The organism is Streptomyces sp. NPDC101219 (genome assembly GCF_044767675.1).
GTDB lineage: Bacteria > Actinomycetota > Actinomycetes > Streptomycetales > Streptomycetaceae > Streptomyces.
This window is the reverse complement of sequence record NZ_JBIWOK010000002.1, coordinates 120,577-147,228: the sequence shown is the minus strand read 5'-3', so window position 1 is coordinate 147,228 and position 26,652 is coordinate 120,577. Positions and strand designations below refer to the sequence as shown.

Genomic DNA, 26,652 nt, shown 5'->3' with positions numbered 1-26,652 from the left:
GGGCGCCGTCGCCCGCCACCCGGCCGCACACGGGTCCGGACACGGCCGCGCCCGGCGGATCCTGACGATCTGCCGGGCGCGGGCGGTGGGACGCGTGGACCGTTCGGTCAGTCCTTGATCTCGCAGATGGTCGCACCGGACGTGACCGATGCGCCGATCTCCGCGCTCAGGCCCTTGATGGTGCCGGAGCGGTGGGCGTTGAGGGGCTGCTCCATCTTCATGGCCTCCAGGACGACGACCAGGTCGCCCTCCTTGACCTCCTGGCCCTCCTCCACGGCGACCTTCACGATCGTGCCCTGCATCGGCGAGGCGAGGGTGTCACCGGAGGCCACGGGGCCGGACTTCTTGGCCGCGCGGCGCTTCGGCTTGGCGCCCGCCGCCAGCCCCGTACGGGCCAGGGACATACCGAGCGAGGCCGGGAGGGAGACCTCCAGGCGCTTGCCGCCGACCTCGACGACGACCGTCTCCCGGCCCGCGTCCTCGTCGGCCTCGGCGTCCACCGCGGCGGCGAAGGGCTTGATGTCGTTGACGAACTCGGTCTCGATCCAGCGGGTGTGGACCGTGAACGGCTCCGCGGAGCCCGTCAGCTCGGGGGCGAACGCCGGGTCCTCGACCACCGCGCGGTGGAACGGGATCGCGGTGGCCATGCCCTCGACCCGGAACTCGCCCAGGGCGCGCGCGGCCCGCCGCAGCGCCTCCTCACGGGTGCGGCCGGTGACGATCAGCTTCGCCAGCAGGGAGTCCCACGCCGGGCCGATGACCGATCCGGACTCCACGCCCGCGTCCAGGCGGACACCGGGGCCCGACGGCGGCGCGAACGTGGTGACGGTGCCGGGGGCGGGGAGGAAGCCGCGGCCCGGGTCCTCGCCGTTGATCCGGAACTCGAAGGAGTGACCCCGCAGCGGCGGGTCGTCGTAGCCGAGCTCCTCGCCGTCGGCGATGCGGAACATCTCGCGCACCAGGTCGATGCCGGCGACCTCCTCGGTGACCGGGTGCTCCACCTGCAGGCGGGTGTTGACCTCCAGGAAGGAGATCGTGCCGTCAACGCCGACCAGGAACTCCACCGTGCCGGCGCCGACGTAGCCGGCCTCCTTCAGGATGGCCTTGGACGCCGAGTACAGCTCCGCGACCTGCTCGTCGGACAGGAAGGGCGCCGGGGCCTCCTCGACCAGCTTCTGGTGCCGGCGCTGCAGGGAGCAGTCACGGGTGGAGACGACGACCACGTTGCCGTGCCGGTCGGCCAGGCACTGGGTCTCCACGTGCCGCGGCTTGTCCAGGTAGCGCTCCACGAAGCACTCGCCGCGGCCGAACGCGGCCACCGCCTCGCGCACCGCGGAGTCGTACAGCTCCGGGACCTCCTCCAGCGTGCGGGCGACCTTCAGACCGCGGCCGCCACCGCCGAACGCGGCCTTGATGGCGATCGGCAGGCCGTGCTCCTCGGCGAAGGCGACGACCTCGTCGGCACCCGAGACCGGGTCCGGCGTGCCGGCCACCAGGGGGGCACCGGCGCGCTGGGCGATGTGCCGGGCGGCGACCTTGTCGCCGAGGTCGCGGATCGCCTGCGGGGGCGGGCCGATCCAGGTCAGGCCCGCGTCCAGCACCGCCTGGGCGAAGTCCGCGTTCTCCGAGAGGAAGCCGTACCCGGGGTGGACGGCGTCCGCGCCGGACTCGCGCGCGGCGCCCAGCACCTTGTCGACGTCGAGGTAGCTGGTGGCGGGAGTGTCACCGCCCAGGGCGAACGCCTCATCCGCGGCGCGGACATGCAGAGCGTCCCGGTCCGGGTCGGCGTAGACGGCAACGCTCGCGATTCCGGCATCCCGGCAGGCCCGGGCCACGCGGACAGCGATTTCGCCACGGTTGGCGATGAGCACCTTGCGCACGATTGAGGCTCCCTCCTTGAAACAAGCCGAGTTTAGGGACTGCCGACACGGCACTACGACCCGTCCCCAATGGTGAGCTTCCCCACACGGAGCGTGACCCGTGGCTCGCTCGAGAGGCGAAATCCCTTGTGGCACCGCGGTACGCAGGGCTCCCTCCGTAGAACCCTAGCCCCCGTATGTGGTCAAGGTCTCTGTGAGAGCGTGCTGCGCCCCACTCCGTTTCTTTGTGGAGTCCCTACGAATGGCCCAATGATTCTTTGCCCGCCCCCGGCCCCTTGTACCGAGGTTTACCGGTTAGTAGCCTGCGCTCGTCCCGAACGTACTCGGGGTAACCGCACAGGCGTGCTCGAAAGAGGGTGGGACCGGTGGTCCGCAGACCGGTGGCGTGGCTCGTGGCGTTGGTACTCCTCGTGGAGGCGCTCGGCATCGCGGCCGTGAACTGGTTCCTCGGCGTCGTCGTGGACCGGCAGGACATGTCGCTGGCGGGCCTCGACCCGCAGATGATGTCGGTGTCCTCGAAGGTGGGCGCCGTGGTCTTCGGGCTGTACTTCGCGCTCTGCGCCCTGGTGGCCCTGCTGGTCGGGGTGCGTGACCGGGCACCCGCCGGACTCGGCCGGATCCTGCTGATCAGCGCCGCCGTGGTGCACGGCCTGCTGGCCGCGTTCGCCTGGGGGCTGGTCGGCCCCTCCGCGTTCGTGTACCTGGTGGTGGTGCTCGGCCTGATCGTGCTGCTGCTGATGACTTACGACCGTCCGGACGCGCCCGCCGCGTCCCGGGCCGACGCCCCGGAGGACGGCACCGGCGGCGGCACCGTGGACGGCGGGACGCCCCTCACGCCTCCGGCGGCGCCCACAGCTCCGTGATGCCGACGCCGAGCCCGGCCGGCAGGCGGCGGCATCGACGACGGCACCGTGGACGGCGGGACGCCCCTCACGCCTCCGGCGGCGCCCACAGCTCCGTGATGCCGACGCCCAGCCCGGCCGGCAGGCGGCGGCACCGTGGACGGCGGGACGCCCCTCACGCCTCCGGCGGCGCCCACAGCTCCGTGATGCCGACGCCCAGCCCGGCCAGCAGGCGGCGCAGCAGCGGCAGGCTGATGCCGATCACGTTGCCGTGGTCGCCGTCGATGCCGTCGATGAACGGGGCCGAACGGCCGTCCAGGGTGAACGCCCCGGCGACGTGCAGCGGCTCGCCCGAGGCGACGTAGGCGGCGATCTCCGCGTCGCTGGGGTCGCCGAACCGGACCACCGTGGAGGCGGTGCCGGAGGTGTAGCGGCCGCTGACGGTGTCGTAGACGCAGTGACCGGTCTGCAGGGTGCCCGCGCGGCCCCGCATCGCCTTCCAGCGCGCGGTGGCCTCCTCGGCGTCCGCCGGCTTGCCCAGGGCGCGGCCGTCCAGGTCCAGCACGGAGTCGCAGCCGATCACCAGCGCGCCCTTCAGCTCCGGCTTCGCGGCCACCACGGACGCCTTCGCCTCGGCGAGGGCGAGGGCCAGCTCGGCCGGGGTGGGGGCGCTGACGGCGTCCTCGTCGACCCCGCTGACGACCACCTCGGGGTCCAGCCCCGCCTGGCGGAGCAGCCCGAGCCGGGCGGGGGACCGGGAGGCGAGCACGAGTCGGCGGCGCGGCTGATCTGTCATGCGGTCAGCGTATCGGCGCCGCCCCGGCACCCCGCCCGACGGCTCCCGTACGGCAGGCGGGCGAGCCCGGAGCGCCTCAGCGCACCCCGATCACGAGCATCGCCAGCAGCATGGCCAGCGCCATGAGAACGCCCAGCCGCCGCAGCATCGCCTGCGTGTGCCGCAGTTCCTCGGGCGGCTCGTTCTCGGGGTCGGACCACAGCATGCCTCCAGCGTCGTACGCCGCACGTCCGGGTGCCTGAGTACGGGTACTCAAGTACGGCCGGGCGACGCCCGGGGGCCCTCCCGCCGGCGCGCGGGACGCGCGGGCGGGAGCGGGGCGGGACGGCTCAGCCGGGCCAGTAGGTGCGGGTCCAGGACGCCGGGCCGGGCTGCGGCAGCGGGTGGGCGGCGATGCGGGACGGGTCGGACCAGGAGTCGCGGGGGCCGGGCGCGCCGGACGGCGTGGCGGACGCCGCCGCGGCGCGGGCTCGCACCACCGCCAGTGCGGCGGCCAGCTCCTCCGGGGTCGGGTTGCCCCGGACGACCTTGATCATCACGGTGGCCTCCAAGGGGTCGGCGGGGGTGGTCACAGCGGGATGTTGCCGTGCTTCTTCGGCGGCAGCGACTCCCGCTTGGTGCGCAGCTGGCGCAGGCCCCGCACGATGTGCCGGCGGGTGTCGGACGGCATGATCACCGCGTCGACGTAGCCGCGCTCGGCCGCCACGTACGGGTTGAGCAGCGCGTCCTCGTACTCCTGCATCAGCCGGGCGCGCGTGCCCTCGGTGTCGTCCGATTCGGCGATGGCGCGGCGGTGCAGGATGTTGACGGCGCCCTGCGCGCCCATCACCGCGATCTGCGCGGTCGGCCAGGCCAGGTTGAGGTCGGCGCCCAGGTGCTTGGAGCCCATGACGTCGTAGGCGCCGCCGAACGCCTTGCGGGTGATGACCGTGATCAGCGGCACGGTGGCCTCCGCGTACGCGAAGATCAGCTTGGCGCCGCGCCGGATGATGCCGTCGTGCTCCTGGTCCACGCCCGGCAGGAAGCCGGGGACGTCGACGAAGGTCAGCACCGGGATGTTGAAGGCGTCGCAGGTCCGCACGAAGCGGGCGGCCTTCTCGGAGGCGGTGATGTCCAGGCAGCCGGCGAACTGCATCGGCTGGTTGGCCACGATGCCCACCGGGTGCCCCTCGACCCGCCCGTACCCGGTGACGATGTTCGGCGCGAACAGCGCCTGCGTCTCGAAGAACTCGCCGTCGTCGAGGACGTGCTCGATGACGGTGTGCATGTTGTACGGCTGGTTGGCGCTGTCGGGGACGATCGTGTCCAGCTCGCGGTCCTCGTCGGTGACCGTGAGATCGGCCTCCTCCGGGTAGACCGGCGGCTCGGACAGGTTGTTCGACGGCAGGTACGACAGCAGCTGCTTGACGTACTCGATGGCGTCCTTCTCGTCCCCGGCCATGTGGTGCGCCACGCCCGAGGTGCTGTTGTGGGTGCGGGCGCCGCCCAGCTCCTCGAAGCCCACGTCCTCGCCGGTGACCGTCTTGATGACGTCCGGGCCGGTGATGAACATGTGGCTGGTCTGGTCGACCATGACCGTGAAGTCGGTGATCGCGGGCGAGTACACCGCGCCGCCCGCGCACGGCCCCACGACCAGGCTGATCTGCGGGATCACGCCCGAGGCGTGGGTGTTGCGGCGGAAGATCTCGCCGTAGGCGCCGAGCGAGGCCACACCTTCCTGGATGCGGGCGCCGCCGGAGTCGTTGATGCCGATGACCGGGCAGCCGGTCTTCAGTGCGAAGTCCATCACCTTGACGATCTTCTGCCCGTAGACCTCGCCGAGGGCCCCGCCGAACACGGTGAAGTCCTGGGAGAACACGGCGACCGGGCGGCCGTCGACCGTGCCGTACCCCGTGACCACACCGTCGCCGTAGGGACGGTTGGCGTCCAGGCCGAAGTTGGTGGACCGGTGCCGGGCGAACTCGTCCAGTTCGACGAAGGACCCCTCGTCGAGCAGGAGGTCGATCCGCTCACGGGCCGTCAACTTGCCCTTGGCGTGCTGCTTCTCGACGGCGCGTGCGGAGCCGGCGTGCGTCGCCTCCTGGATGCGACGCTGAAGATCCGCGAGCTTGCCCGCGGTCGTGCGAATGTCAGGCTGCTGCTCTTCCGGCTCGGACATCGGGATGCGGCTCCCTGCCTGCTCAAAAGGGGGGACGGTTACTCATTCGAAGGGTAGTGGGGTGCCTCCCCATCAGCAGTGCGGTGTTTGCCACACCTAATGTGGCTTGCATGACGCCGCGCGATGACTCCGACTCCTCCCCCAACCGGTGGTCCGACCTGGACCGGCCTCCCCTGAACGCCACCTCGCTGCGCCGCGGGCTGGTGCGGGAGGGAGGGCTGTGGCGCGCGGTGGACGTGGTGCAGCGCACCGGCTCCACCAACACCGACCTGGTCGCACGGGCCGCCGACGGCACCGCGGACGAGGGCACCGTCCTCGTCGCCGAGGAGCAGACCGCGGCGCGCGGGCGCCTGGACCGGCAGTGGACGGCGCCGCCCCGCTCCGGCCTGTTCTTCTCCGTCCTGCTCCGCCCGGCCGAGGTGCCCGTGCACCACTGGGGCTGGCTGCCGCTGCTCACCGGCGTCGCGGTGGCGACCGGGCTGTCCCGGGCGGCCGGCGTCGACACGGCCCTGAAGTGGCCCAACGACCTGCTCGTCACGGTCGGCGACCAGGAGCGCAAGGCCGGCGGGATCCTCGCCGAACGGGCCGGGGACGACGCCGTCGTCATCGGCGTCGGCGTCAACGTCACCCTGCGCGCCGGAGAACTGCCCGTGCCGCAGGCCGGCTCCCTGACGCTGGCCGGCGCGGTGAGCACCGACCGCGACCCGCTGCTGCGGGGCGTGCTGCGTTCCCTGGAGGACTGGTACGGGCGCTGGCGGGGCGCGGGCGGAGATGCGGCGGCCTGCGGTTTGCAGGAGACCTACGCCGCCGGCTGCGCCACCCTCGGCCGGATGGTGCGGGCGGAACTGCCGGGGGACCGGTCGGTGGTCGGCGAGGCGATGGCCGTGGACGGCGACGGGCGGCTGGTCCTGGCCACGGGCGCGGGCCTCCAGGAGCCCGTGGGGGCCGGCGACATCGTGCACCTGCGTCCCGCCGGGGGCGCGTGAGCGGGTCCCGCCGCCACTTCCGTGCGGCGTGCGACCCCCGGTGCGGCGGGGCGCCGGTGCCGTGCGCCGTGCGGGCGCGGCGCACGCCTCCCGGGGCGCCGCGCACCGCCCCGACCTCCCGTTCGGCACCCCTTGGCGCAACCGAACGGAGTGAGCTGGGGCACACCTGCCGTAGAGTTGAGGCCGGTCGATCCAGGGCCGTGGCAGATCGGAAGGGCAGCAACGCGTGACCGTCGACGACTCGGGTTCCGGCGCGGACGCGCAGGATTCCGGCGAGGATCCGCTCGCTCTGCGCCTCGAACAGCTCATTCTCGGTGCCGAGCGGCGCTACACGCCCTTCCAGGCGGCCCGCAGCGCGGGCGTCACCATGGAGCTGGCCACCCGCTTCTGGCGGGCCATGGGCTTCGCCGACGTCGGCCAGGCCAAGGCCCTCACCGAGGCCGACGTGCTGGCGCTGCGCCGGCTGGCCGGTCTGGTCGAGGCGGGACTGCTGAGCGAGGCGATGGCCGTGCAGGTGGCCCGCTCCACCGGGCAGACCACCGCACGGCTGGCGGAATGGCAGATCGACAGCTTCCTGGAAGGCCTGACCGAGCCGCCCGAACCCGGCATGACCCGCACCGAGGTCACCTATCCGATCGTCGAACTGCTCCTGCCCGAGCTGGAGGAGTTCCTGGTCTACGTCTGGCGGCGGCAGCTCGCCGCGTCCGCCGGGCGGGTGGTCCAGGAGGCGGACGACGAGGAGATGGTCGACCGGCGGCTCGCCGTCGCCTTCGCGGACCTGGTGGGCTTCACGCGTCTGACCCGGCGGATGGAGGAGGAGGAGCTCGGCGAGCTCGTCGAGGCCTTCGAGACCACCGCCGCCGACCTCGTCGCCGCGAGCGGCGGACGGCTCATCAAGACCCTCGGCGACGAGGTGCTGTACGCGGCCGACGACGCGGGCACCGCGGCGGAGATCGCCCTGCGGCTGATCGACACCATGGCGAACGACGAGACCATGCCGGAGCTGCGGGTCGGCATGGCCTTCGGCACGGTGACCACCCGCATGGGCGACGTCTTCGGCACGACCGTCAACCTCGCGTCCCGGCTGACGTCCATAGCTCCCCGGGACGCCGTCCTGGTCGACGCCGCGTTCGCCCAGGAACTGATCCGCAACGGCGACGCGCCCGCCTCCGAGGCGGCCGCCGCGGAGGCCGCGGCCACGGCCGAGAAGGAGGGCGAGGAGCCGCCCGCGTACCGCTTCGCGCTCCAGCCGATGTGGCAGCGGCCGGTCCGTGGTCTCGGTGTCGTCGAGCCCTGGCTGCTCACGCGCCGGGGCGCGCCGACGGAGTCCTGAGGCGTTCCTGAGCGCCGTCTGCGGTGAGTGCGGACGGCTCGGGCTCGGCCGTGCCGCCCAGGCCGACCGAGCGGCGCCGGACTCCGCGGTTCCCGGGCGGTCCTCGCGCGTCTCCGTGTGTGCCCCGGGTGTGGCGGGGCGAGGCCCGGTTTCCCGTCCGGGGCGGTGCTCGTTCGGTCGGCTGCGGCTCAGTTCTTCGCGGTGCCGTCCAGGTCCGGGCCGCTGAGGCAGAGGTTGAGGAGCGGGAGGCAGAGGCCGGTGTTCCGTTCCGGCGGGCGGGGTGGTGCGGGCTGCTGTGCGGGAGGCGGGGGTGCGGCCGGGCGGGTGCGGCCGGGGCCCGGCTCGGGCGGCGGGGCGGGGGCGGTCCGGGACGGTCCGGACGTCGGCCGGGGCGCCGACGGGCCCGGTGCCGCCGGGGTGTCCGCGGCCCCGGAGACCTCCGGGGCGCCGGGTGCGCCGGAGGAGCCGGTGCCCGCCGTCGGCGGTGCCGACCGCGCCGGGGCGGTCGCGGCGCCGCTGGGTACCGCGACCGGCGTCCCGCTCTGCCCGCCGAGCGTGGTGGGCGAGGTCGGGCCGGCGTCGGGGGCGGGCGGCGCGGTCGTGGCGCCGTCGGGTGCCCCGGAGGCAGCCGCGCTGGCGCCGGCCTCGTCCGGGACAGGACGCGGGCCCGCCACCGCACCGGTGTCCGCGCCGTCCGGGCCGGACACCAGGCGGACCAGGCCGAGGGCGCCGGCGGCGAGGGCCAGACCGCCCGCCACCAGCAGGACCTTGCGTCGGCGGGGTTTGCGATGGCGGCCCCGGGGGCGTGGTCCGGGCGGCGCCGGCGGGCCTTGTGCCGGTTCGGCCGGTGTCCTGGTCGTCATCGCGATCCCTCCCCCCGCGGACGCGCCCCCGCGCGCGCCGCAGTGGAGCGCACGTTAGGCGTTCCCTCTCGTGGGGTGGCCGGAGTCGAGCGGATGTCACTCGAACGGGTGGGCGGGGCGTGACGGGGGACCCGGCGGCACTCCCTTTTGCGGGCGGGCTCCGGCTGCGATGATCGGGGCGGACCATTGTTAACCCGCGTTAACCGGAGGGCGTCATGAGTGAGGAACGGTTCGGGGAGTTCGTGCTGGTGCGGCGGCACGAGCAGGGGCATGTCGCGGAGCTCGTCCTCGACCGGCCGAAGGCCATGAACGCCGTCTCGACCGGGATGGCCCGGTCCGTCGCCGAGGCGTGCGCGGCGCTGGGCGCCGACCGCGAGGTGCGCGTGGTGGTGCTGACCTCCTCGCACGAGCGCGCGTTCTGTGTCGGCGCCGACCTCAAGGAGCGCAACTCCTTCAGCGACGCCGACCTGGTGCGCCAGCGTCCGGTCGCGCGGCGCGCGTACACCGGCGTGCTGGAACTCCCGGTGCCCACGGTGGCTGCGGTGCACGGCTTCGCCCTGGGGGGCGGTTTCGAGCTGGCGCTGTCCTGCGACGTGATCGTGGCCGACGGCACGGCGGTGCTGGGGCTGCCCGAGGTGTCCGTGGGCGTGATCCCGGGCGGTGGCGGTACGCAGTTGCTGCCCCGGCGCGTGGGGGCGGCCCGGGCCGCCGAACTGATCTTCACGGCGCGCCGGGTGGAGGCCGTCGAGGCGCGTGAGCTGGGGCTCGTCGACGTGCTGGTGGACGAGGGCCGCGACCGGGAGGAGGCCCTGGCGATGGCGGCCCGGATCGCGGGCAACTCGCCGGTCGGCCTGCGCGCGGCCAAGCGGGCGCTGCGGCTCGGCCACGGGCTGGACCTGTCCGCCGGTCTTGAGGTGGAGGATGCGGCCTGGCGGTCGGTGGCGTTCTCGGGCGACCGCGCGGAGGGTGTCGCCGCCTTCAACGAGAAGCGCCGGCCGAACTGGCCCGGGGAGTAGGCACAGTCGGTGACCTGTGGTGATCTGTGGCGACTGATCCCCATTCGCGTCGAAAATCTCCCGATTCGGCACGAACCTCCCTAGCCTGGGGGGATGGGTGAGGACAGCCGGCTGGCGGACGTGGTGACGCTGGCCCAGGGCATGGCCGCCGCGCACAGCTCGCGGGAGGCGTGGCGGGCCGCGGCCTGCGGGGCCTGCCGGGCCCTCGGCGGGAGCTTCGCCGCCCTGTCGGTGTGGGAGCGGGAGCTGGGCCGGCTGCGTGTCCTGGTCAACGTCGGGGAGCTCGCCGAGGGCGAGGAGGAGTTCCCGGAGGACGAGTCCTACCCGGTGCACCAGTTCGCGGAGATCACCGAGTTCCTGCACGAGCGGTGGGCCGGCGGCGGCGAGCCCGACGCCTGGGTGGAGACCGCCGAGGGGACGGCGGAGGGGCGGCCCGGCTACTGCCACCAGCGGGTCGCCGCGCTGCGCCGGCGCGGACGCGGCTGCTGCGTGGTCGCGCCGATCGTGCTGCACGGCAGGGCCTGGGGGGAGCTGTACGTGGCCCGCCCGGTCGGGGCGCCGGTGTTCGCGCGGGACGACGCCGACTTCGCGACCGTGCTGGCCGCGGTGGTGGCCGCCGGGATCGCCCAGACCGAGCGGCTGGAGGAGGCGCGGCGGCTGGCGTACACCGACGCGCTCACCGGTCTGGCCAACCGGCGGGCCGTGGACGGACGGCTCGACGAGGCGATCGAGCGGCACCGCCGGGACGGTGCCGTGGTGAGCCTGGTGGTGTGCGACGTGAACGGCCTCAAGCGCGTCAACGACACCCTGGGGCACGCCGTCGGCGACCGCCTGCTGGAACGTTTCGGCACCGTGTTGTCGCTGTGCGGCGCGATGCTCCCCGGGGCTTTGGCGGCGCGGCTCGGCGGGGACGAGTTCTGCCTGCTCGCCGTGGGCCCGTCCGCCGACGAGGTGGTCAAGGCGGCCGACGAGGTCTGCCGCCGGGCGGCGGAGCTGGGCATCGGTGACGGGGTGTCCTGCGGGGTGGCCTCCACCGAGGACCCCATCGGGCCGGTGCGGTCCGCCCGGCGGCTGTTCCGGCTGGCCGACGCGGCGCAGTACCGGGCCAAGGCCGAGCGGGCCGCCCATCCGGTGGTGGCCGGCCGGGAGGGGCCCGACGACCCCGTCGTGCGGCTCGCGGACGAGCCGTCCGGTCCGTCCGACGGGGAGCGGCGCAGGTTCCGGGGCAGGCATTCCCCCCAGGGCGGCGGGCCGGGGGGCGGCGGGTAAGGGGCGGACGCGGATTCCGGGGGTGACATCACGGAATTCACTGCGTACGCTCCTGAATATGGATATGCACACTGTGGTGGTGGGCCCCTCCGGCGTGACGGAGTCGGACGTGCTCGCCGTGGCGCGCGGCGGGGCCCGCGTCGAGCTGTCCGCGGAGGCCGTGGCCGCCCTCGCCGCCTCCCGCGAGATCGTGGACGCCCTGGCAGCCAAGCCCGACCCCGTCTACGGCGTGAGCACCGGCTTCGGCGCCCTGGCGACCCGGCACATCAGCCCGGAACTGCGCGGGCGGCTGCAGCGGAACATCGTCCGGTCCCACGCGGCCGGGATGGGTCCGCGAGTGGAGCGCGAGGTCGTGCGCGCCCTGATGTTCCTCCGGCTCAAGACCTTGTGCTCCGGCCGCACCGGCGTACGCCCCGAGGTCGCGCAGACCATGGCCGACGTCCTCAACGCCGGGATCACCCCCGTCGTGCACGAGTACGGCTCCCTGGGCTGCTCCGGCGACCTCGCCCCGCTGTCCCACTGCGCCCTCGCGCTCATGGGCGAGGGCGACGCCGAGGGCCCCGACGGCACCGTGCGCCCCGCCGGTGAGCTCCTCGCCGAACACGGCATCCGCGCCGTCGAACTGCGCGAGAAGGAGGGGCTCGCTCTCCTCAACGGCACCGACGGCATGCTGGGCATGCTGGTCATGGCGCTCGCCGATCTGGACACCCTCTACAAGTCCGCCGACGTCACCGCCGCCCTCACCCTGGAGGCCCTGCTCGGCACCGACAAGGTGCTCGCCCCCGAGCTGCACGCCATCCGCCCGCACCCGGGACAGGCCGCCAGCGCCGCCAACATGCTGGCCGTCCTGCGCGATTCGGGGCTGACGGGACATCACCAGGACGACGCACCCCGCGTCCAGGACGCCTACTCGGTGCGCTGCGCCCCCCAGGTCGCCGGGGCCGGACGGGACACCCTGGCCCACGCCCGGCTGGTCGCGGAACGCGAACTCGCCGCGGCCATCGACAATCCGGTCGTGCTGCCCGAGGACACCTCCGGCGGAGCGCGGGTGGAGTCCAACGGCAACTTCCACGGCGCCCCCGTCGCCTATGTCCTGGACTTCCTCGCCATCGCCGCCGCCGACCTGGGCTCCATCGCCGAGCGCCGCACCGACCGGCTGCTGGACAAGAACCGCAGCCACGGACTGCCGCCCTTCCTGGCCGACGACGCCGGGGTCGACTCCGGGCTGATGATCGCCCAGTACACGCAGGCCGCCCTGGTCAGCGAGTTGAAGCGGCTCGCCGTGCCGGCCTCCGCCGACTCCATCCCGTCCTCTGCGATGCAGGAGGACCACGTGTCCATGGGCTGGTCGGCGGCCCGCAAGCTGCGCACGTCCGTCGACAACCTCACGCGGATCCTCGCCGTCGAACTCTACGCCGCCGCGCGGGCGGTGGAACTGCGCGACGGCCTCACCCCCGCGCCCGCCACGCGCGCGGTCCTCGACGCCCTGCGCCGGGCGGGCGTGGAGGGGCCGGGACCCGACCGGTACCTGGCCCCCGACCTGGAGGCGGCCGACGCCTTCGTCCGGGACGGGCGGCTGGTCGAGGCTGTGGAGAAGGTCACCGGCCCGCTGCGCTGAACGGACCGTCAGGTGCGTGCCGGGCGGCCCCCGTCACGCACCGCGCGCCCTCACAGCCCCAGGCGCTCCCGGCGCACCGAGTACACGACGAAACCGGCGCCGAGGGCCAGACAGGCGCTGCCGCCGACCAGGTACGGCGTGCTGTCGAAGCTGCCCGTGTCGGCCAGGCGGGCCCCCTCGGCGGACCGGTCCAGGGACGCGTTCGTGGCGCCGGACGCCACTCTCGCCTGCTCGGTGACCTGCGGGGACGGGACGGCCGTGGTCAGGCCGCCCCCGGGGGCGTCCGACGTCGCGTTGGCGGACGGGACGAACCAGAGAGCGCACAGCAGCGTGCCCGCCGCGGTGGCGGTCAGCAACGGACGGAGAGCGGATGACACGGAATATCGATCCCCTTGCAACGCTGGCTAATTGGCCGTGTGGTGCGATGTTAGTGAAAGGCGCGGGTCACAGGAAAGTCACGGGCGCCGGGCACCGTACGCTCCGGACATGAATCAACCCGAGACATCACGGTTTGTGCGGCTTCGCGTCGAGCTCGTTCTCGAGGTCGACGACGAGCGGGCCGTCACCGAGGCCGCGCTGGCCGGCATCGCCGCCGACGCCGATCTGCCGCCGGCGGAACGGGTCCACGCCGAGCGCGCTGTGACCGAGGACACGGCCGAGGCCCTCGCCCATCTCGTGGACCCGTTGGCCCTGGTCGGGGAGGTGGCGGGGCTCGAACTGCACCAGGCGTCCTGGAGCAGCGAGCGCATCGACTACGACCCCGAGGCGCCCGACTGGGACCTCGACGAGGATGATGGCGACGCGTCCTTCGACGACGACGCCTACGACGACCCGTACGACGACCCGTACGACGACACTGACCCGGACGACGACGGGGTCGACGACGACGTGGACGGCTTCGCGGACGGGGAGGCGGAGACGCACGTGCACGACAGCGAGGCGGGTTACGGCGACTTCGACGAGGAGAGCGGGGTACGCGGAGTGGGCGCGGCCGGCTGAGACGGACCGTCGGGGAATTCGTGACCCCGGCCGGCAACCGCCGGCCGGGGTCGCTGCGTCTCACGCGAAGCGCCGACCGGCGCCCGCACCGCCCGCCGCGCCGGACGTGGTGTGTCCCACATCCGTGGGCCGGAGGGAACGGGAACAACCGGTCGTAGCGTTGGAATGGTTGGCGGGACCTCCAGGCCGTGGCCCGGGGGCACCGCGGGGTTCGGGGAAGCGGCGACGATGGAGAAGCGTGTGATGACGGACGGTAAGCGGCGCAAGGGTCTCATGGCCGCGTCCGCTCTGCTCGGCGGAGTGATGGTGCTCTCGGCGTGTTCCGGCGGTGGCGACAGCGACGAGGACAAGGGCAACGACACCTCGCAGGCACAGGTCGACGAGGCGGCGGCCAAGAAGTCGTCCGAGGCCCAGATCAAGATCACGCCCAAGGACGGCACCGACAACGCCTCCATCAACAACTCCGCCGCCGTCGCCGTCGCCAAGGGCACGCTCACCGAGGTGACGATGACGACCGCCGACGGCAAGGCCGTCGAGGGGCAGATATCCGCGGACAAGAAGTCCTGGAAGCCCACCGGTCAGCTGGAGCGGGCGACCACCTACAAGCTGACCGCGACCGCCGAGGACTCCAAGGGCCGCGCGGCGCACGAGAACGCCTCGTTCACCACCGTCTCGCCGGCCAACAGCTTCATCGGCAACTTCACCCCGGACGACGGCACCACGGTGGGTGTCGGCATGCCGGTGTCCATCAACTTCGACAAGGCGATCACCAACAAGGCCGATGTCCAGAAGGGCATCACCGTCTCCACCGACAGCGGCCAGGAGGTCGCCTGCCACTGGTTCAACGCCAACCGCATGGACTGCCGCCCCGAGGACTACTGGAAGGGCGGCTCCACGGTCACCCTGAAGCTCGAGCTCGACGGCGTCGAGGGCGCCGAGGGCGTCTACGGCGTCCAGCAGAAGACGGTCACCTTCAAGATCGGCCGCAACCAGGTCTCCTACGTCGACGCGAAGACCAAGCAGATGAAGGTCACGCGGGACGGCAAGACCGTCCGGACCATCCCGATCTCCGCCGGTTCGCCCGACAACAAGACGTACGAGGGCCAGATGGTGATCTCCGAGAAGTTCAAGGAGACCCGGATGAACGGCGCGACCGTTGGCTTCACCGACGACGACGGCAAGGGCGAGTACGACATCAAGGACGTGCCGCACGCCATGCGCCTGAGCACCTCCGGCACCTTCATCCACGGCAACTACTGGGGCGCCAAGTCCATCTTCGGCAGCGCCAACACCAGCCACGGCTGCGTGGGTCTGGCCGACACCAAGGGCGCCAACGACCCGAACACCCCGGGCGCCTGGTTCTACGACAACTCGATGATCGGTGACGTGGTCGTCGTCCAGAACACCGGCGACAAGACCATCGCCCCCGACAACGGCCTCAACGGCTGGAACATGAACTGGGAGCAGTGGAAGGCGGGCTCGGCCCTCTGAGGCACTTCTGAGGCACCTCTGACGCCGCCGTCCCACCCGCCGTCCGGCCGATGCCGTCGCCCGCCCCTTCGGGGGAGGCCGACGGCATCGGCCGTTCCGGGGACGCCTCGGAGCGTGCGCCCCGGGTCAGGCGCCGGCGAGCAGGGTCTCCAGGGCCGTCGCCGGCTCCGGATGGCGGGCCGTCAGCACAGCTCCCGGCGAGTTGTGCCGACCGGCCGCCGGGGCCCAGCCCTCCGTGCACCCCAGGAGGCCGGCCACCGCGTCGCAGGCGGCCGGGTGTGCCGCCAGTAGCGGCACGCCCCGCGGGGCCTCCTGACCGGAAGCGGGCGCCCAGCCCTCCGTGCAGCCGAGCAGGCCGGCCACCGCGTCGCAGGCGGCCGGGTGCGCCGCCAGCAGGGCCGCGCCCGCGGGGGCCGGTGCCGCGGCCCGCTCGCGGCGGACGGGCACCGGCGCCGGGGCCCGCCACGGCGGCACCCACGCGTCCAGCTCCGCCAGGCGGCCCGGGAAGATCCGCCCGGCCTCGCGGATCAGCAGCGGCGCCAGCTCCGACGCCTCGTTGCGCAGCGTGGTGATCAGCGTCGGAAGCCACGGCAGCAGCACCGGGTCGGGCAGCCGGCCGAACGCGTTCGACACCGCCTCCACGACCACGTCCGCCAGCCCCGGCACCGGCTCCAGCGCGTGCACGAACCCGCTGAGATAGCGCGGGTACGCGGGCACCACCAGCGGGTTCGCCAGCAACGCGTCGCAGCGCTCCCGCAGTTCACCGCGGGTGAGCGTGCCGAGCTGCACCTGTGCCGCCCACAGCAGCGCCGTCCTCGCCGGATCCTCGGGACGGGACTGGGCGACCGCCAGCTCCAGCTGGGCCCGGTCGCAGCCCAGCGACAGGGCCAGGCTCTCCATGCTGAACAGGAAGCCCAGCATGGCCGCGACCTGACCCACCGTCGCGTCCTCGTCGGTGAACGCCGTCGGCAGCAGCGTGCAGTAGTGCGCGTAACCGGTCTTGGCGAAGGCCTCGATCCACGGCGGCAGCACCGGTTCGCTCGTGCGGTAGTACGCCAGCAGCCGGCGCACCCGGCGCAGCACCTCCGGTGCGCCGTCCACACTGCGCTCCGACGCCAGCACCTCCAGCGCGCGGGTGCCCAGCTCGTCGGCGAGGCGGCGGCTGCCCAGGTACAGCGTCGCGTCCTCGACGGCGGCCAGCACCGCCGCCGTCGTCGCCTGCGGCGCGTACGCGGCCCGGCGCAGCCGCTGCTCCAGCACCTGCTCGATGCTGACGCCCTCGTAGCCGAGCTCGATCAGGGCCCGCTGATGGGTGCCGATCGCCAGGTCCCAGGACTCCTGGATGGAGCGTTCGCCGAGTGCCCGCTCACCCATGATCGGGCGGGCCGCGCCCTGCGGCATCAGCCGCCGCAGCATCCACAGCACGTCGGAGCAGGCCCGCAGCTCCGGCCGGGACGCCATGTCCAGCAACGCCCGCTGCACACCCCGCTGCTGCAGCTTCAGCCCCAGCGGGGCCAGCCGGTCGTGGACGTCGCGGGCGAGGGGCGGCAGCGCGTCGTAGCCGACCCGGCCGATCCGGTCGCCGCCCATCATGATCTCGACCAGCCGCCGTACGTCCCGCCGCCCGGGCACCACGTCCTTCTCGATGCAGGTGACGGCCGCGTCCTGGAAGTCGTACGGCGTGGGCTTGGCGCGGTCCCGCATCCCGGCGAGCAGGATCGACGTCTCGAAGACGGCGATCGCGTCGGCCGTGGAGGCGAGGTAGCCGTTGCGCCGGGCCGCGCGCACGATGTCCACCGACCAGCCGAGGAGTTCCGCCTCGTCGAGGGCGTCCAGGACCGGCGGGCGGCGCAGGAAGCCCGACAGCCGGTCGTCCGCCGCCGCTGCGGACACCGCCGGGACGGCGGGCGCGACGGTCTGCTTCGCCCGCGACTTCTTCGCGCCGGCCTGGCCCTCCAGGCGGTACGGCTTCACCCGGGTGCGCCGGAGGTTCTTCGCCCACTCCGCCGCCGCGATGGACACCGATCCCGACGCCAGGCCGAACTGCGCCTCGATGGCCGCGTGGCTGGACGGGATCAGGCCGTACTGCCAGGTGGTGTCGGAGCGCGGCGAGACGGTGAACGTGTCCGCACCGGCCACCCCGAACTCCTCGACCCTGCTGGCCGCGTGGAACGCGCCGCAGATGTACAGGCAGTCCGCGGGGTCGGTCCCGGTCGCGGCCAGGTGCTCGCGCATCCGCGTCCACATGTACCGCTCGCGGTCCTCGTCCACCCGGGTCCTGGCGGTGTCGCCGGGGGCGAGGCGGCGGAACAGGCTGCCGATGAGGAACATGACCTGGCGGTAGGTGTCGTGGTCGCTGTCGCCGAGGGGCAGTTCGACGTACTGGTGCCACCACTCCGACCAGTGCCGGACCCGGCCGTGCCGCAGCAGGTGCTCCTCCAGCTCGGCGAAGCGCGGCCTGAGGTCCCCGATCTCCACGCCGACGGCCTCGCCGTGCAGCGCCGCCTCCTCGTGCTCCGACGGGCCGGACCCGCCGCCGGGGCCGGCCGCCCCCTCCGCGGCCGGCTCCGGCACGGGCTCCCCGCGCGCGTCCCACTGGAAGACGTGGTCCGAGGACCGGTCGACCAGGACCAGTTCCACGCCCGGGGTGTCGAGGGCGTAGGCGATGGCCTGGTACTCGGCGGACGCCTCGGTGATCGGCGCGACCACCGACAGCGGCGCCCACTCGGCCGGGAAGCCCTTCACCTCGCTGGCGAACGCCTGGACGGCCACCGGCAGGCGGCAGTTGCGCAGCTCGGTCAGGAGCGGCGCCATGTCCTCGCACAGCTCCAGGTACACCACGCGGGGCTGCTTCTCGCGCAGCCGGCGGGCCATCGCGAGGGCGGACGCGGGGGAGTGGTGGCAGACGGGGAAGATCTCCAGCGGTTCGCGGACCGCGCGGTCCACGTCGTCGACCATGCCGAGGAGGATGTCCTCCAGGCCGTCCGGCCCGCCGGCGAACGCGGCGGCGGCCTCGTGCAGCTGCCCGCGCAGCGCGGCGAACGCGCTGCCGGGCGCGGTGACGGCGTCCGCAGCCGGGGCGGGCGTGCCCCGCGGGGCGGGGCTCTGCGGGGCGCCGCTCATGACAGCGTGGCGATCGCGTCGCGGCCGCCCTCCAGGAACTCGGGCCACGAGCCGCCCTCCTCCTTGCTGCGCGGCTCGACGACGCCGTGCAGGTACTTGTTGAGGATCGCCAGGTCCTCCGGCTCGCGGCGGGCCAGGGAGCCGACCAGCGAGGCGGCGAGGGTGCGGGCGGTCAGGGTGCGCTCGCCGAAGAAGTTGCTGTGCAGGATGGCGTCCTCCAGCACACCGATCTGCTCGGCGGTGGACAGGGCCGACTCCAGCTTCTCGTCGTCGCTGCCGGCCGCCGCGGCGGAGGCGCGCAGGTCGGCGAAGCTCTGCAGCAGCACGTCGAGCAGGGTCGGCGGCACGTCCAGCTCGATCGAGTGGCGCCGCAGCAGTTCCTCCGTGCGGAAGCGGACGATCTCGGTCTCGCTCTTCTTGTTGGTCATGACCGGGATGCGGACGAAGTTGAACCGGCGCTTCAGCGCGGAGGACAGGTCGTTGACCCCGCGATCGCGGCTGTTGGCCGTGGCGATGACGGAGAAGCCGGGCTTGGCGAACACGATGTTGTCGCTGCCGCCGCTCTCCAGCTCGGGGACCGAGATGTACTTCTCGGACAGGATGGAGATCAGCGCGTCCTGGACGTCGCTGGTGGAGCGGGTCAACTCCTCGAAACGGCCGATCGCGCCGGTCTCCATCGCCGTCATGATCGGCGAGGGGATCATCGACTCCCGGGACTGGCCCTTGGCGATGACCATGGAGACGTTCCACGAGTACTTGATGTGGTCCTCGGTGGTCCCGGCCGTGCCCTGCACCACCAGGGTGGAGTTGCGGCTGATCGCGGCGGACAGCAGTTCGGCCAGCCAGCTCTTGCCGGTGCCCGGGTCGCCGATCAGCAGCAGGCCGCGGTCCGAGGCGAGGGTGACGATGGAGCGCTCGACGAAGCTGCGGTCGCCGAACCACTTCTGGGAGATCTCCCGGTCGAGGCCGTCGGAGCGTTCCGAGCCGAGGATGAACAGCCGGACCATCTTGGGCGACAGCCGCCAGGAGAACGGCTTGGGGTTGTCGTCGATCGACTCGAGCCAGTCGAGTTCCTCGGCGTACTTGATCTCGGCGGGGGCGCGCAACAGGTCGGACATGAGGCAGAAGGCCTTTCGTACGTGAGCAGACAGGGGGTCCGGAGCGGGATCCGGACGGAAGGTCGTGGGACCGCGTCGGCGGTCGTCCCGGGCGGCGGCCCGGGGTGCGTGGCGGACACGGACCGGAAGGGGCCGTGGCGGCGCGGGACTCAGCGGGACTCAGGTGAGGAACGTCTTGAGCTCGTGCACCAGCTTCTTGATGTGCCCGGAGATCACCGGGGTGCCGAGGTCCTTGAACCGCTCCCGGAACCACGGGTTGACGCTGCCGCGCCCGGAGCTGGTGACCGAGCCGACCGGGATGAACCTGGCGCCCGAACGGTGGATGGCGGCCATGCTCTCGAAGAGCTCCTCGGTGCGCCATTCGTAGAAGTCGGAGATCCACACCACCACGGTGTTGCGCGGCTCGGCGATCTTCGGCTGGGCGAGGGCCATCGCGACGGTGCCGTCGGTGCCGCCGCCCAGCTTGGTGCGCAGCAGCGTCTCGAACGGGTCGCTCGCCCAGGGCGTGAGGTCCAGCGCCTGGGTGTCGTAGGCGACGAGGTGGACGTCCACCTTCGGCAGGCCGGCGAAGATGGAGGCCAGGATGGTGCAGTTGACCATCGAGTCGACCATGGAGCCGGACTGGTCCACGACGACGATCAGCCGCTGCGGCGTCGTCCTGCGGCTGCTGTGCCGGTAGTAGAGGCGGTCGACGTAGAGCCGCTCCTCCTCCGGGCTCCAGTTGGTGAGGTTCTTCCAGATCGTGCGGTCCAGGTCGAGGTTGCGGAACACCCGCTTCGGCGGCACCGACCGGTCGAGCTCCCCGACCGTGGCCTTCTCCACCTGGGTGCGCAGGACCTGGGCGACCTCGTCCACGTAGCGGCGGATGAGCGACTTCGCGTTCGCCAGGGCCACGCCGGAGAGGTTGTCCTTGTCGCGCAGCAACTGCTCGATGAGGGACATGCTCGGGGTGAGCCGCGAGGCCAGCTTCGAGTCGGCGAGCACCTCGCGCAGGTGCATGCGCTTGACGAGTCCGGCCTCGATGGCGCCCAGTTCGGGCCCGATGGGCGGGACCAGCCGTCCCAGGTCGGGCGTCCGCCCGCCCCCCGTGCCGGTGGGGCTGACGCCGCCGCCCGTTCCGCTGCCCGTGCCGCGGCTGCCGCGCAGGTCGCCCGGCCGGCAGCCGAACGCCCGCTCCAGCCAGCCCGCGTCGGACTGCCAGCGCGCCAGCTGCCCGGCGCTGACGGTGCCGGAGCCGGTGTCGAAGACGTTGAGCAGCACCTTGGAGGCGAGGGCGGCCCGCCGCACCTCCGCGTCCCGGTCCCGCGCGCCGTCCTCGTCGGGCTCGGGCGTCAGCAGCCCGTCGAACTCGTCGGCCAGTCCGGGGTGGCGCTGCACCACGGAGTCGACCGAGGCGCCCGGGTCGAGCAGTGCGGACGGCAGCCCGATGTCCTCGACGACGGCCAGGCTCGCCGACTCCAGCGTGGCCTGCTCCTCCGGGTCGAACAGCCGGGCCAGCAGCCGCCAGTAGAGGACCTGACGGCGGTTGTCGCAGGGGTCGGGCGCGTCGTCGGCGACGGCCGGCCCGCTCGGGTCGTGGTGGCGGTCCTGGGTCATGTGCGCAGCAGCTTTCCGGCTCGTTCCCGCAGGACGGCGACGGCGGTGGTGGCGGCCTTCTCGGCCCGCACCCCTGCCTTGTCGGCGGTCCCCCCGGCCCAGGCGCCCGCGTGGAGGGCGACGGGCTTCTTGCGCACCAGCTTCTCCACGGCGAGCGGCTGCACCCGGAACTCCCCGCCGTCCCAGCGCAGCAGCGCGATGCAGGTGCCCGACCCGGCCACGGCCTCCGGGGTGAGCGGTCCGGCGTCCGGTGCCCGGTCGGCGTCGACGGCCAGCCGGTGTCCGGCGATCCGGAACGCGAGCCCGGAGTCGTCCTGCTCCGTGTCGTACCCCTCCAGCAGGACGGGCACGGCGATGCGGGCCGGGTGGCGGTCCAGCGGAGCCGTCGGCGGGGCGGTGGCGGTGGGCAGCGCCACCCGGGCGGTGACCAGGGCGTCAGCCGGCTCACCGGTGCGGGCCCGCGCGTCGTCCCAGATCAGGTCGCCCTCGGCGGTGACCGGCATCGCGTCCAGTTCCATCGCGCGGCCCTCGCTGACGGCTGCCAGCAGCGACATGTGCGGGCGGAGCAACTGCCACAGGCCGGCGCCGACCACGGTGTCCGGCTTGGGCACCGACACCCCGGCGCGCACCAGCCGGGACGGGCCGCCGTCGGCGGGTTCGAGGACCGCGTGGACCTGGGCCTGCACGGCGGTGGCGTGTTCCTGCAGGTCCACCCCGAGCGGCAGCAGTCGGCCGGTGGCGCCGGCCGTCGCGGGGCTGCCGGTCGCGCCGGGGACCGTCAGCAGCAGGGCCCGGGACCACAGGTCCGCCCACCGGCGCACCGGCACCCGCTCCAGGGCGGTTCCCGGGCAGGACGCGGCGAGTTCGGCGGCGAAACCGTCGAGCAGGGTGGCCTGGCGGCGCAGCGCGGGGTCCTGGAGCATCGCGGAGACGACCGGTGCGGCCCCGGCGGCCAGTTCGTGGTCGAGGCCCCGCCAGCCCGCCCGCGCCAGGTCGCACAGCCAGGTGCGGGCCGCGGACAGCAGGTTGGCCGCGTGGTCCTCCCCGCGCGGAGCGGGGGCGGGCGGCTCCTCGGCGGCGGGGCGGCCGAGGGCCTCGGCGATCCGGGCCGTCAGCGCGTCGTGGACGGAGCCGAGCAGGGCGGTGCGGGCGGCGGCGAGCGCCACGAAGTGGTCCTCGCCCGCGGCCCCGGCGGACGCCTTGTCGGCGGCCTCCGCGACGCGTGCGGCGAGCGGCGATCCGGCGACGGCGTCGGTCAGTTCGGCCAGGGCGGCGCTCTGGGCGGCCTGCGGGCGCAGCAGCCCGGCGACGAGCACGTCGTCGAAGGCGTCCACGGCGGCGAGCGCCTCGTCGAGTCCGTCGATGCCGGCGGTCAGCACATCGGCGTGCATCAGGCCACCGTCCTCGTCGTCGGGAACCACTGCATCTCCGGCAGCGGTGTGGTGACCGGCTCGAACTCGAGGTAGGCCAGGTGCCGCAGGAACCGGCTGAAGACGGGGGCCGCCGCCGAGGTGTCTCCCTGCGCGGGCCGGGTGACCGCCATGGCGCCGGTGAGGGACGCCGCGTCGGGCTCGGCGTCCTCGGTGTCCACCTTCAGGTAGCGGGCCACGCGGCCGGCGCCGTACTGCAGGACCGCCTCGGTGATCAGGGCCCGTATGTGGTTGCAGAACATCCCGCGGGCGCCGCCGCAGGGGCGGTTGTTGTTGGTGCTGCACGCGAAGGCGTAGGTGCCGGCGGCGACGGACGAGACGTACACCCGGCCGATGTCGGACCCGCTGGACACCACCCCCTGCAGCCGGCCGTCGGCCAGCTCGACGAAGGGCACCTTGGACAGCTTCCGCGGTCGCGCGGGCGGCACCACCCGTACCGTGCTCGACCTCTCCCAGACGGACAACGCACCATCTCCCATGCAAGCGAAAGGGGACGTCCACGCCACTGCGGCGCAACAAGATCGAAGGTAGCCCCCGGCACTGACAACGCCCTCGGGCAAGGACACCGGACGCCCCCCACTCGCTGCCGACGCGGCCGCGCCGGCCCGTCGACCCCTCGGTTCTGTAACGGAGTTGCGGCAGTGCTGTTGCGGTCGACCGGCGGCTTCCCGACAGGGCCGCGCGGCTCTTGAGGACCAAGATCGTGGCCCGTCATACTGCGTCGGCCGGCGGGTGCGCACCCGCGCACGCGACCACCGCCGGACGGATGTCGGACGACTCCGCTGACACCCCAGGGGGGCACGTGCCCGGACAAGTGAAGAGAGCATGCGCGGCCACGGTCGCCACGGCGGCCGCCGTGGCCCTGGCGGCCGGCATGACCGGACCGGCGGCGGCGGACGGGGAGCGCACCGCCGCCGGCCCCGCGAAAGCGGCGACGGCGGCACGGGCGTCCTCGCCCACCGCCGCACAGCACATCACACTGATCACCGGAGACCGCGTCGCCGTGGACGCCCGGGGCCGCGTCGTCGGCCTCCAACGGGCCGAGGGACGTGACCACATACCCGTCCGGATCAGCACCTTCGACGGCCACACGCTGGTCATACCGGCGGACGCCGCCGGACCGATCGCGGACGGCACCCTCGACCGGCGCCTCTTCGACATCACCGAACTCGGCAGGAGCGCCACCCGGAAGTCCCAGCAGCGCGGCCTGAAGGTCATCGTGGGCTACCGGGGGGCCGCCCGCACCGCCAAGGCCGACGTGCGGGACGCCGGCACCCTCCGCCGCACCCTCCCCACCCTGAACGCCGACGCCGTGCAGACCCCCCACGAGAACACCGCCGACCTGTGGGACGCGGTCACCGACGGCGACGGCACCGCCTCCGGGATCGCCCGCGTCTGGCTCGACGGTGTGCGCAAGGCGTCCCTGGACACGTCCGTGGCGCAGATCGGCACGCCCAAGGCGTGGTCCGCGGGCTACGACGGCACCGGTGTGCGGATCGCCGTGCTGGACACCGGCGTGGACGCCACCCACCCCGACCTGAAGAACCAGGTCGTGGCGGCCCGGAACTTCAGCGCCTCGTCCGGTACCGGCGACAAGGTCGGCCACGGCACCCACGTCGCCTCCACCGCCGCGGGCACGGGGGCCAGGTCCGGCGGCCGGTACAAGGGCGTCGCGCCGGGCGCGAAGATCCTCAACGGCAAGGTCCTCGACGACCAGGGGTTCGGCGACGACTCGGGCATCCTCGCCGGCATGGAGTGGGCGGTGGCCCAGGGCGCCGACATCGTCAACATGAGCCTGGGCGGCCCGGACACCCCGCAGACCGACCCGCTGGAGGCGGCGGTCGACAAACTGACCCGGCAGGGTGTCCTGTTCGCGGTGGCGGCCGGCAACTCGGGCCCCGAGTCGATCGGTTCACCCGGCAGCGCGGACGCCGCCCTCACCGTGGGCGCCGTCGACGGCAAGGACCGCCTGGCCGACTTCTCCTCCACCGGCCCGCGTGCCGGTGACGGCGCCGTGAAGCCGGACGTGGCCGCCCCCGGCGTGGACATCACCGCCGCCTCCGCCAAGGGCAGCGCGATCGCCGCAGAGGTGGGCGAGAAGCCCGCCGGCTACACCACCATCTCCGGCACGTCGATGGCGACCCCGCACGTCGCGGGCGCCGCCGCGCTCCTGAAGCAGCAGCACCCGCGCTGGACCCCCGCCGAGCTGAAGGGCGCGCTCACCGCCTCCGCCAAGGGCGGCGCCCGCACGCCGTTCGAGCAGGGGGCCGGCCGCGTCCAGGTCGACCGGGCGATCGGGCAGACCCTGATCGCCGAACCGGTGTCGGTGAACTTCGGCGTCCAGCAGTGGCCGCACACCGACGACGAGCCGGTCACCAAGGAGGTGACCTACCGCAACCTCGGCACCGAGGACGTCACACTGAAGCTGACGTCCACCGCCACCGGGCCGAAGGGCAAGGCGGCCCCCGCCGGGTTCTTCACGCTGGGCGCCACCACGGTGACCGTCCCCGCGGGCGGTACGGCCTCCGTGCCGCTGACCGCCGACACCCGGCTCGGCGGCAGCGCGGACGGCGCCTACGGGGCGTACGTCGTCGCCACCGGCGGCGGTCAGACCGTGCGCACCACGGCCTCGGTGCTGCGCGAGGCCGAGTCCTACGACGTGACCATCAGGAACATCGGCCCCGACGGCAGGCCCGCCACCGAGCACCTCACCGACCTCACCGGCTACACCGGCCAGGGCAAGGGCCGCCGGTACCAGGTCCCCGTCGACGCCGACGGCACCACCACCGTGCGCGTGCCCAGGGGCACGTACGTCCTGGACTCCTGGACCGTGAAGGACCCGAGGACGTTCAAGGGCGGGATCGACTGGGTGGTCCGGCCCCGGCTGGACGTCACCCGGGACACCACGGTCACCGTGGACGCCCGCACCACCCGCGCGGCCGCCATCACCGTGCCGGACACCAAGGCGCGGCCCGCCGCCGCGGCCGTCTCCTACACCTACGACACGGCCGGAGTCGTCGCCGGCTTCGCCGGGGCGTCCTTCGCCGACGTGCGGATGGCCCACCTCGGGCCCGAGGCACCGGGCGGCGTCCAGCAGACCTGGAACGGCCAGTGGACCAAGGGCGCCGGCACCGAGTACCACGTGGCCACCAGCGCCCGGGTGAAGAAGATCCAGGCCGGCAAGACCCGCCACTTCGCCGCCCGCGACCTCACCACCGTGACCATCGGCCTGGGCGCCTCGGCCCCCGGCCGCACCGGCGGCGTGCACGCCCTCGGCCTGCTGCCCGAGGACGCCGTGTTCGGCGAGCTGATCGAGCAGAAGCTGCCCGGCACGCGCACCCTGCACCTGTCCACGTCGGACCGCATCACGTGGGCCTTCGGCTTCGAGCAGCACGCCGGCCGGGACGCACAGGGCCGGCCCGTCGTCGAGGCCGCCTACGACCTGGGCGGAGAACGCGCCTACAAGGCGGGCAAGAAGTACACCCACACCGTCAACCGGGCCGTCTTCGGCCCGCACCTGGACGGCGACTCCGGCCTCTCGCGGGACGGCAACACGCTCTACGGCTACGTGCCGCTGCTCGTCGACGGTGCCCGCAACCAGGGCGGATCGAGGATCACCTCGTCCCTCACCCAGCTCTACCGCAACGGCAAGCGGATCAGCACCACCCGCGACCCGCTGTCCGACGGGGTGGACTTCACCGTCCCGGCCGGCGACGCCGCATACCGGCTGACGACCTCGGTGAAGCGGAGCACCAGGGTCGCCGCCGTCTCGACCCGCGTCGACGCGTCCTGGACCTTCCGCTCCAAGAAGGTCACCAGGTCGGCGCCGCTGCCGCTGTCCACGGTCCGCTTCGGCGCGGTCACCGGCAACGACAGCAAGGTCGCCGCCGGCCGGACCGCCAAGGTGCCGGTCACCGTCGAGGGCGCCGCACGCGGCAAGAACCTGAAGTCCCTCGCGGTGTACGTCTCCTACGACGCCGGCCGGACCTGGAAGAAGACCGCGGTCACCAAGGGCGCGATCACCGTCAAGAACCCGGCGAAGGGGAAGTCCGTGTCCTTCCGCGCCAAGGTCACCGACAAGAAGGGCAACACGTCGACGGTCGCCATCCATCACGCCTATTACGGCAAGTGAGC

21 protein-coding genes are annotated in these 26,652 nt (G+C 73.4%); 9 read left to right on the top strand and 12 right to left on the bottom strand.

All coding sequences use genetic code 11. The annotated features are described in order from the left end of the window. Positions 1–107: 107 nt before the first annotated feature. Positions 108–1,880 carry an acetyl/propionyl/methylcrotonyl-CoA carboxylase subunit alpha gene (locus ACIRPP_RS03920; RefSeq protein ID WP_403637788.1) on the bottom strand — a complete coding sequence of 591 codons (1,773 nt, stop codon included), beginning with the start codon at positions 1,878–1,880 and terminating at the stop codon, positions 108–110. 365 nt (positions 1,881–2,245) lie between these two features. Between ACIRPP_RS03920 and ACIRPP_RS03915 the strand changes: the two genes are divergently transcribed. Next, a complete protein-coding gene (locus ACIRPP_RS03915; protein ID WP_403637786.1) occupies positions 2,246–2,743 on the top strand; it encodes a hypothetical protein in 498 nt (165 codons plus the stop codon). Positions 2,744–2,897: 154 nt separating this feature from the next. Here ACIRPP_RS03915 and ACIRPP_RS03910 read toward each other — a convergent pair whose 3' ends face one another. The 4 genes from ACIRPP_RS03910 to ACIRPP_RS03895 all read right to left on the bottom strand — a co-directional run bounded on the left by ACIRPP_RS03910 (position 2,898) and on the right by ACIRPP_RS03895 (position 5,676). Continuing rightward, positions 2,898–3,518 (bottom strand): nucleoside triphosphate pyrophosphatase, encoded by a 621-nt coding sequence (locus ACIRPP_RS03910; RefSeq protein WP_403637784.1) that lies wholly within the window; start codon positions 3,516–3,518, stop codon positions 2,898–2,900. A 76-nt stretch (positions 3,519–3,594) separates the two neighbouring features. Then, complete coding sequence (mmpB, locus tag ACIRPP_RS03905) at positions 3,595–3,723, bottom strand: morphogenic membrane protein MmpB (protein WP_263867756.1); 129 nt, start codon at positions 3,721–3,723, stop codon at positions 3,595–3,597. A gap of 124 nt (positions 3,724–3,847) precedes the next feature. Continuing rightward, positions 3,848–4,057 (bottom strand): acyl-CoA carboxylase subunit epsilon, encoded by a 210-nt coding sequence (locus ACIRPP_RS03900; protein ID WP_164438429.1) that lies wholly within the window; start codon positions 4,055–4,057, stop codon positions 3,848–3,850. Positions 4,058–4,086: 29 nt separating this feature from the next. Further along, positions 4,087–5,676 carry an acyl-CoA carboxylase subunit beta gene (locus ACIRPP_RS03895; RefSeq protein ID WP_164335253.1) on the bottom strand — a complete coding sequence of 530 codons (1,590 nt, stop codon included), beginning with the start codon at positions 5,674–5,676 and terminating at the stop codon, positions 4,087–4,089. A 110-nt stretch (positions 5,677–5,786) separates the two neighbouring features. Between ACIRPP_RS03895 and ACIRPP_RS03890 the strand changes: the two genes are divergently transcribed. Then, positions 5,787–6,662, top strand: a complete 876-nt coding sequence (locus tag ACIRPP_RS03890) for a biotin--[acetyl-CoA-carboxylase] ligase (protein ID WP_403637781.1) — start codon at positions 5,787–5,789, stop codon at positions 6,660–6,662. 226 nt (positions 6,663–6,888) lie between these two features. Then, positions 6,889–7,995: an adenylate/guanylate cyclase domain-containing protein gene (locus ACIRPP_RS03885; protein WP_403637779.1), complete on the top strand. Its 1,107-nt coding sequence runs from the start codon at positions 6,889–6,891 to the stop codon at positions 7,993–7,995. Between the two features lie 188 nt (positions 7,996–8,183). On the opposite strand, the gene ACIRPP_RS03880 is transcribed toward ACIRPP_RS03885, so the two are convergent. Next, complete coding sequence (locus ACIRPP_RS03880; RefSeq protein WP_403637777.1) at positions 8,184–8,858, bottom strand: hypothetical protein; 675 nt, start codon at positions 8,856–8,858, stop codon at positions 8,184–8,186. 215 nt (positions 8,859–9,073) lie between these two features. Here ACIRPP_RS03880 and ACIRPP_RS03875 point away from each other — a divergent pair, with 215 nt between their 5' ends. From ACIRPP_RS03875 to hutH, 3 genes are all read left to right on the top strand, one after another. Continuing rightward, complete coding sequence (locus tag ACIRPP_RS03875; RefSeq protein ID WP_403637775.1) at positions 9,074–9,874, top strand: enoyl-CoA hydratase/isomerase family protein; 801 nt, start codon at positions 9,074–9,076, stop codon at positions 9,872–9,874. 93 nt (positions 9,875–9,967) lie between these two features. Next, positions 9,968–11,143 (top strand): diguanylate cyclase domain-containing protein, encoded by a 1,176-nt coding sequence (locus tag ACIRPP_RS03870; RefSeq protein ID WP_403637773.1) that lies wholly within the window; start codon positions 9,968–9,970, stop codon positions 11,141–11,143. Between the two features lie 64 nt (positions 11,144–11,207). Then, complete coding sequence (hutH, locus tag ACIRPP_RS03865; protein WP_403638316.1) at positions 11,208–12,761, top strand: histidine ammonia-lyase; 1,554 nt, start codon at positions 11,208–11,210, stop codon at positions 12,759–12,761. A 50-nt stretch (positions 12,762–12,811) separates the two neighbouring features. Here hutH and ACIRPP_RS03860 read toward each other — a convergent pair whose 3' ends face one another. Beyond that, positions 12,812–13,138 (bottom strand): LAETG motif-containing sortase-dependent surface protein, encoded by a 327-nt coding sequence (locus ACIRPP_RS03860; protein ID WP_343239607.1) that lies wholly within the window; start codon positions 13,136–13,138, stop codon positions 12,812–12,814. A 109-nt stretch (positions 13,139–13,247) separates the two neighbouring features. Between ACIRPP_RS03860 and ACIRPP_RS03855 the strand changes: the two genes are divergently transcribed. Next, positions 13,248–13,760 carry a hypothetical protein gene (locus tag ACIRPP_RS03855; protein WP_403637771.1) on the top strand — a complete coding sequence of 171 codons (513 nt, stop codon included), beginning with the start codon at positions 13,248–13,250 and terminating at the stop codon, positions 13,758–13,760. A 243-nt stretch (positions 13,761–14,003) separates the two neighbouring features. Further along, the gene (locus ACIRPP_RS03850) at positions 14,004–15,251 is read left to right on the top strand and encodes an Ig-like domain-containing protein (protein ID WP_403637769.1); all 1,248 of its coding nucleotides are present in this window, start codon (positions 14,004–14,006) and stop codon (positions 15,249–15,251) included. Positions 15,252–15,377: 126 nt separating this feature from the next. Here the strand turns inward: ACIRPP_RS03850 and ACIRPP_RS03845 are convergent, their stop codons facing one another. The 5 genes from ACIRPP_RS03845 to ACIRPP_RS03825 form a co-directional block, all read right to left on the bottom strand. Next, the gene (locus tag ACIRPP_RS03845; protein ID WP_403637767.1) at positions 15,378–18,374 is read right to left on the bottom strand and encodes a hypothetical protein; all 2,997 of its coding nucleotides are present in this window, start codon (positions 18,372–18,374) and stop codon (positions 15,378–15,380) included. After that, complete coding sequence (locus ACIRPP_RS03840) at positions 18,371–19,492, bottom strand: AAA family ATPase (protein WP_164343232.1); 1,122 nt, start codon at positions 19,490–19,492, stop codon at positions 18,371–18,373. The genes ACIRPP_RS03845 and ACIRPP_RS03840 overlap by 4 nt, the downstream gene beginning before the upstream one ends. A gap of 159 nt (positions 19,493–19,651) precedes the next feature. Beyond that, a complete protein-coding gene (locus tag ACIRPP_RS03835) occupies positions 19,652–21,088 on the bottom strand; it encodes a VWA domain-containing protein (protein WP_403637764.1) in 1,437 nt (478 codons plus the stop codon). Continuing rightward, complete coding sequence (locus ACIRPP_RS03830) at positions 21,085–22,509, bottom strand: hypothetical protein (RefSeq protein ID WP_403637763.1); 1,425 nt, start codon at positions 22,507–22,509, stop codon at positions 21,085–21,087. Before ACIRPP_RS03830 ends, ACIRPP_RS03835 begins: the two co-directional genes overlap by 4 nt. Further along, positions 22,479–22,997 (bottom strand): hypothetical protein, encoded by a 519-nt coding sequence (locus ACIRPP_RS03825; RefSeq protein WP_403637761.1) that lies wholly within the window; start codon positions 22,995–22,997, stop codon positions 22,479–22,481. The genes ACIRPP_RS03830 and ACIRPP_RS03825 overlap by 31 nt, the downstream gene beginning before the upstream one ends. A gap of 395 nt (positions 22,998–23,392) precedes the next feature. Here ACIRPP_RS03825 and ACIRPP_RS03820 point away from each other — a divergent pair, with 395 nt between their 5' ends. Continuing rightward, positions 23,393–26,650: a S8 family peptidase gene (locus ACIRPP_RS03820; RefSeq protein WP_403638314.1), complete on the top strand. Its 3,258-nt coding sequence runs from the start codon at positions 23,393–23,395 to the stop codon at positions 26,648–26,650. Positions 26,651–26,652: the final 2 nt, after the last annotated feature.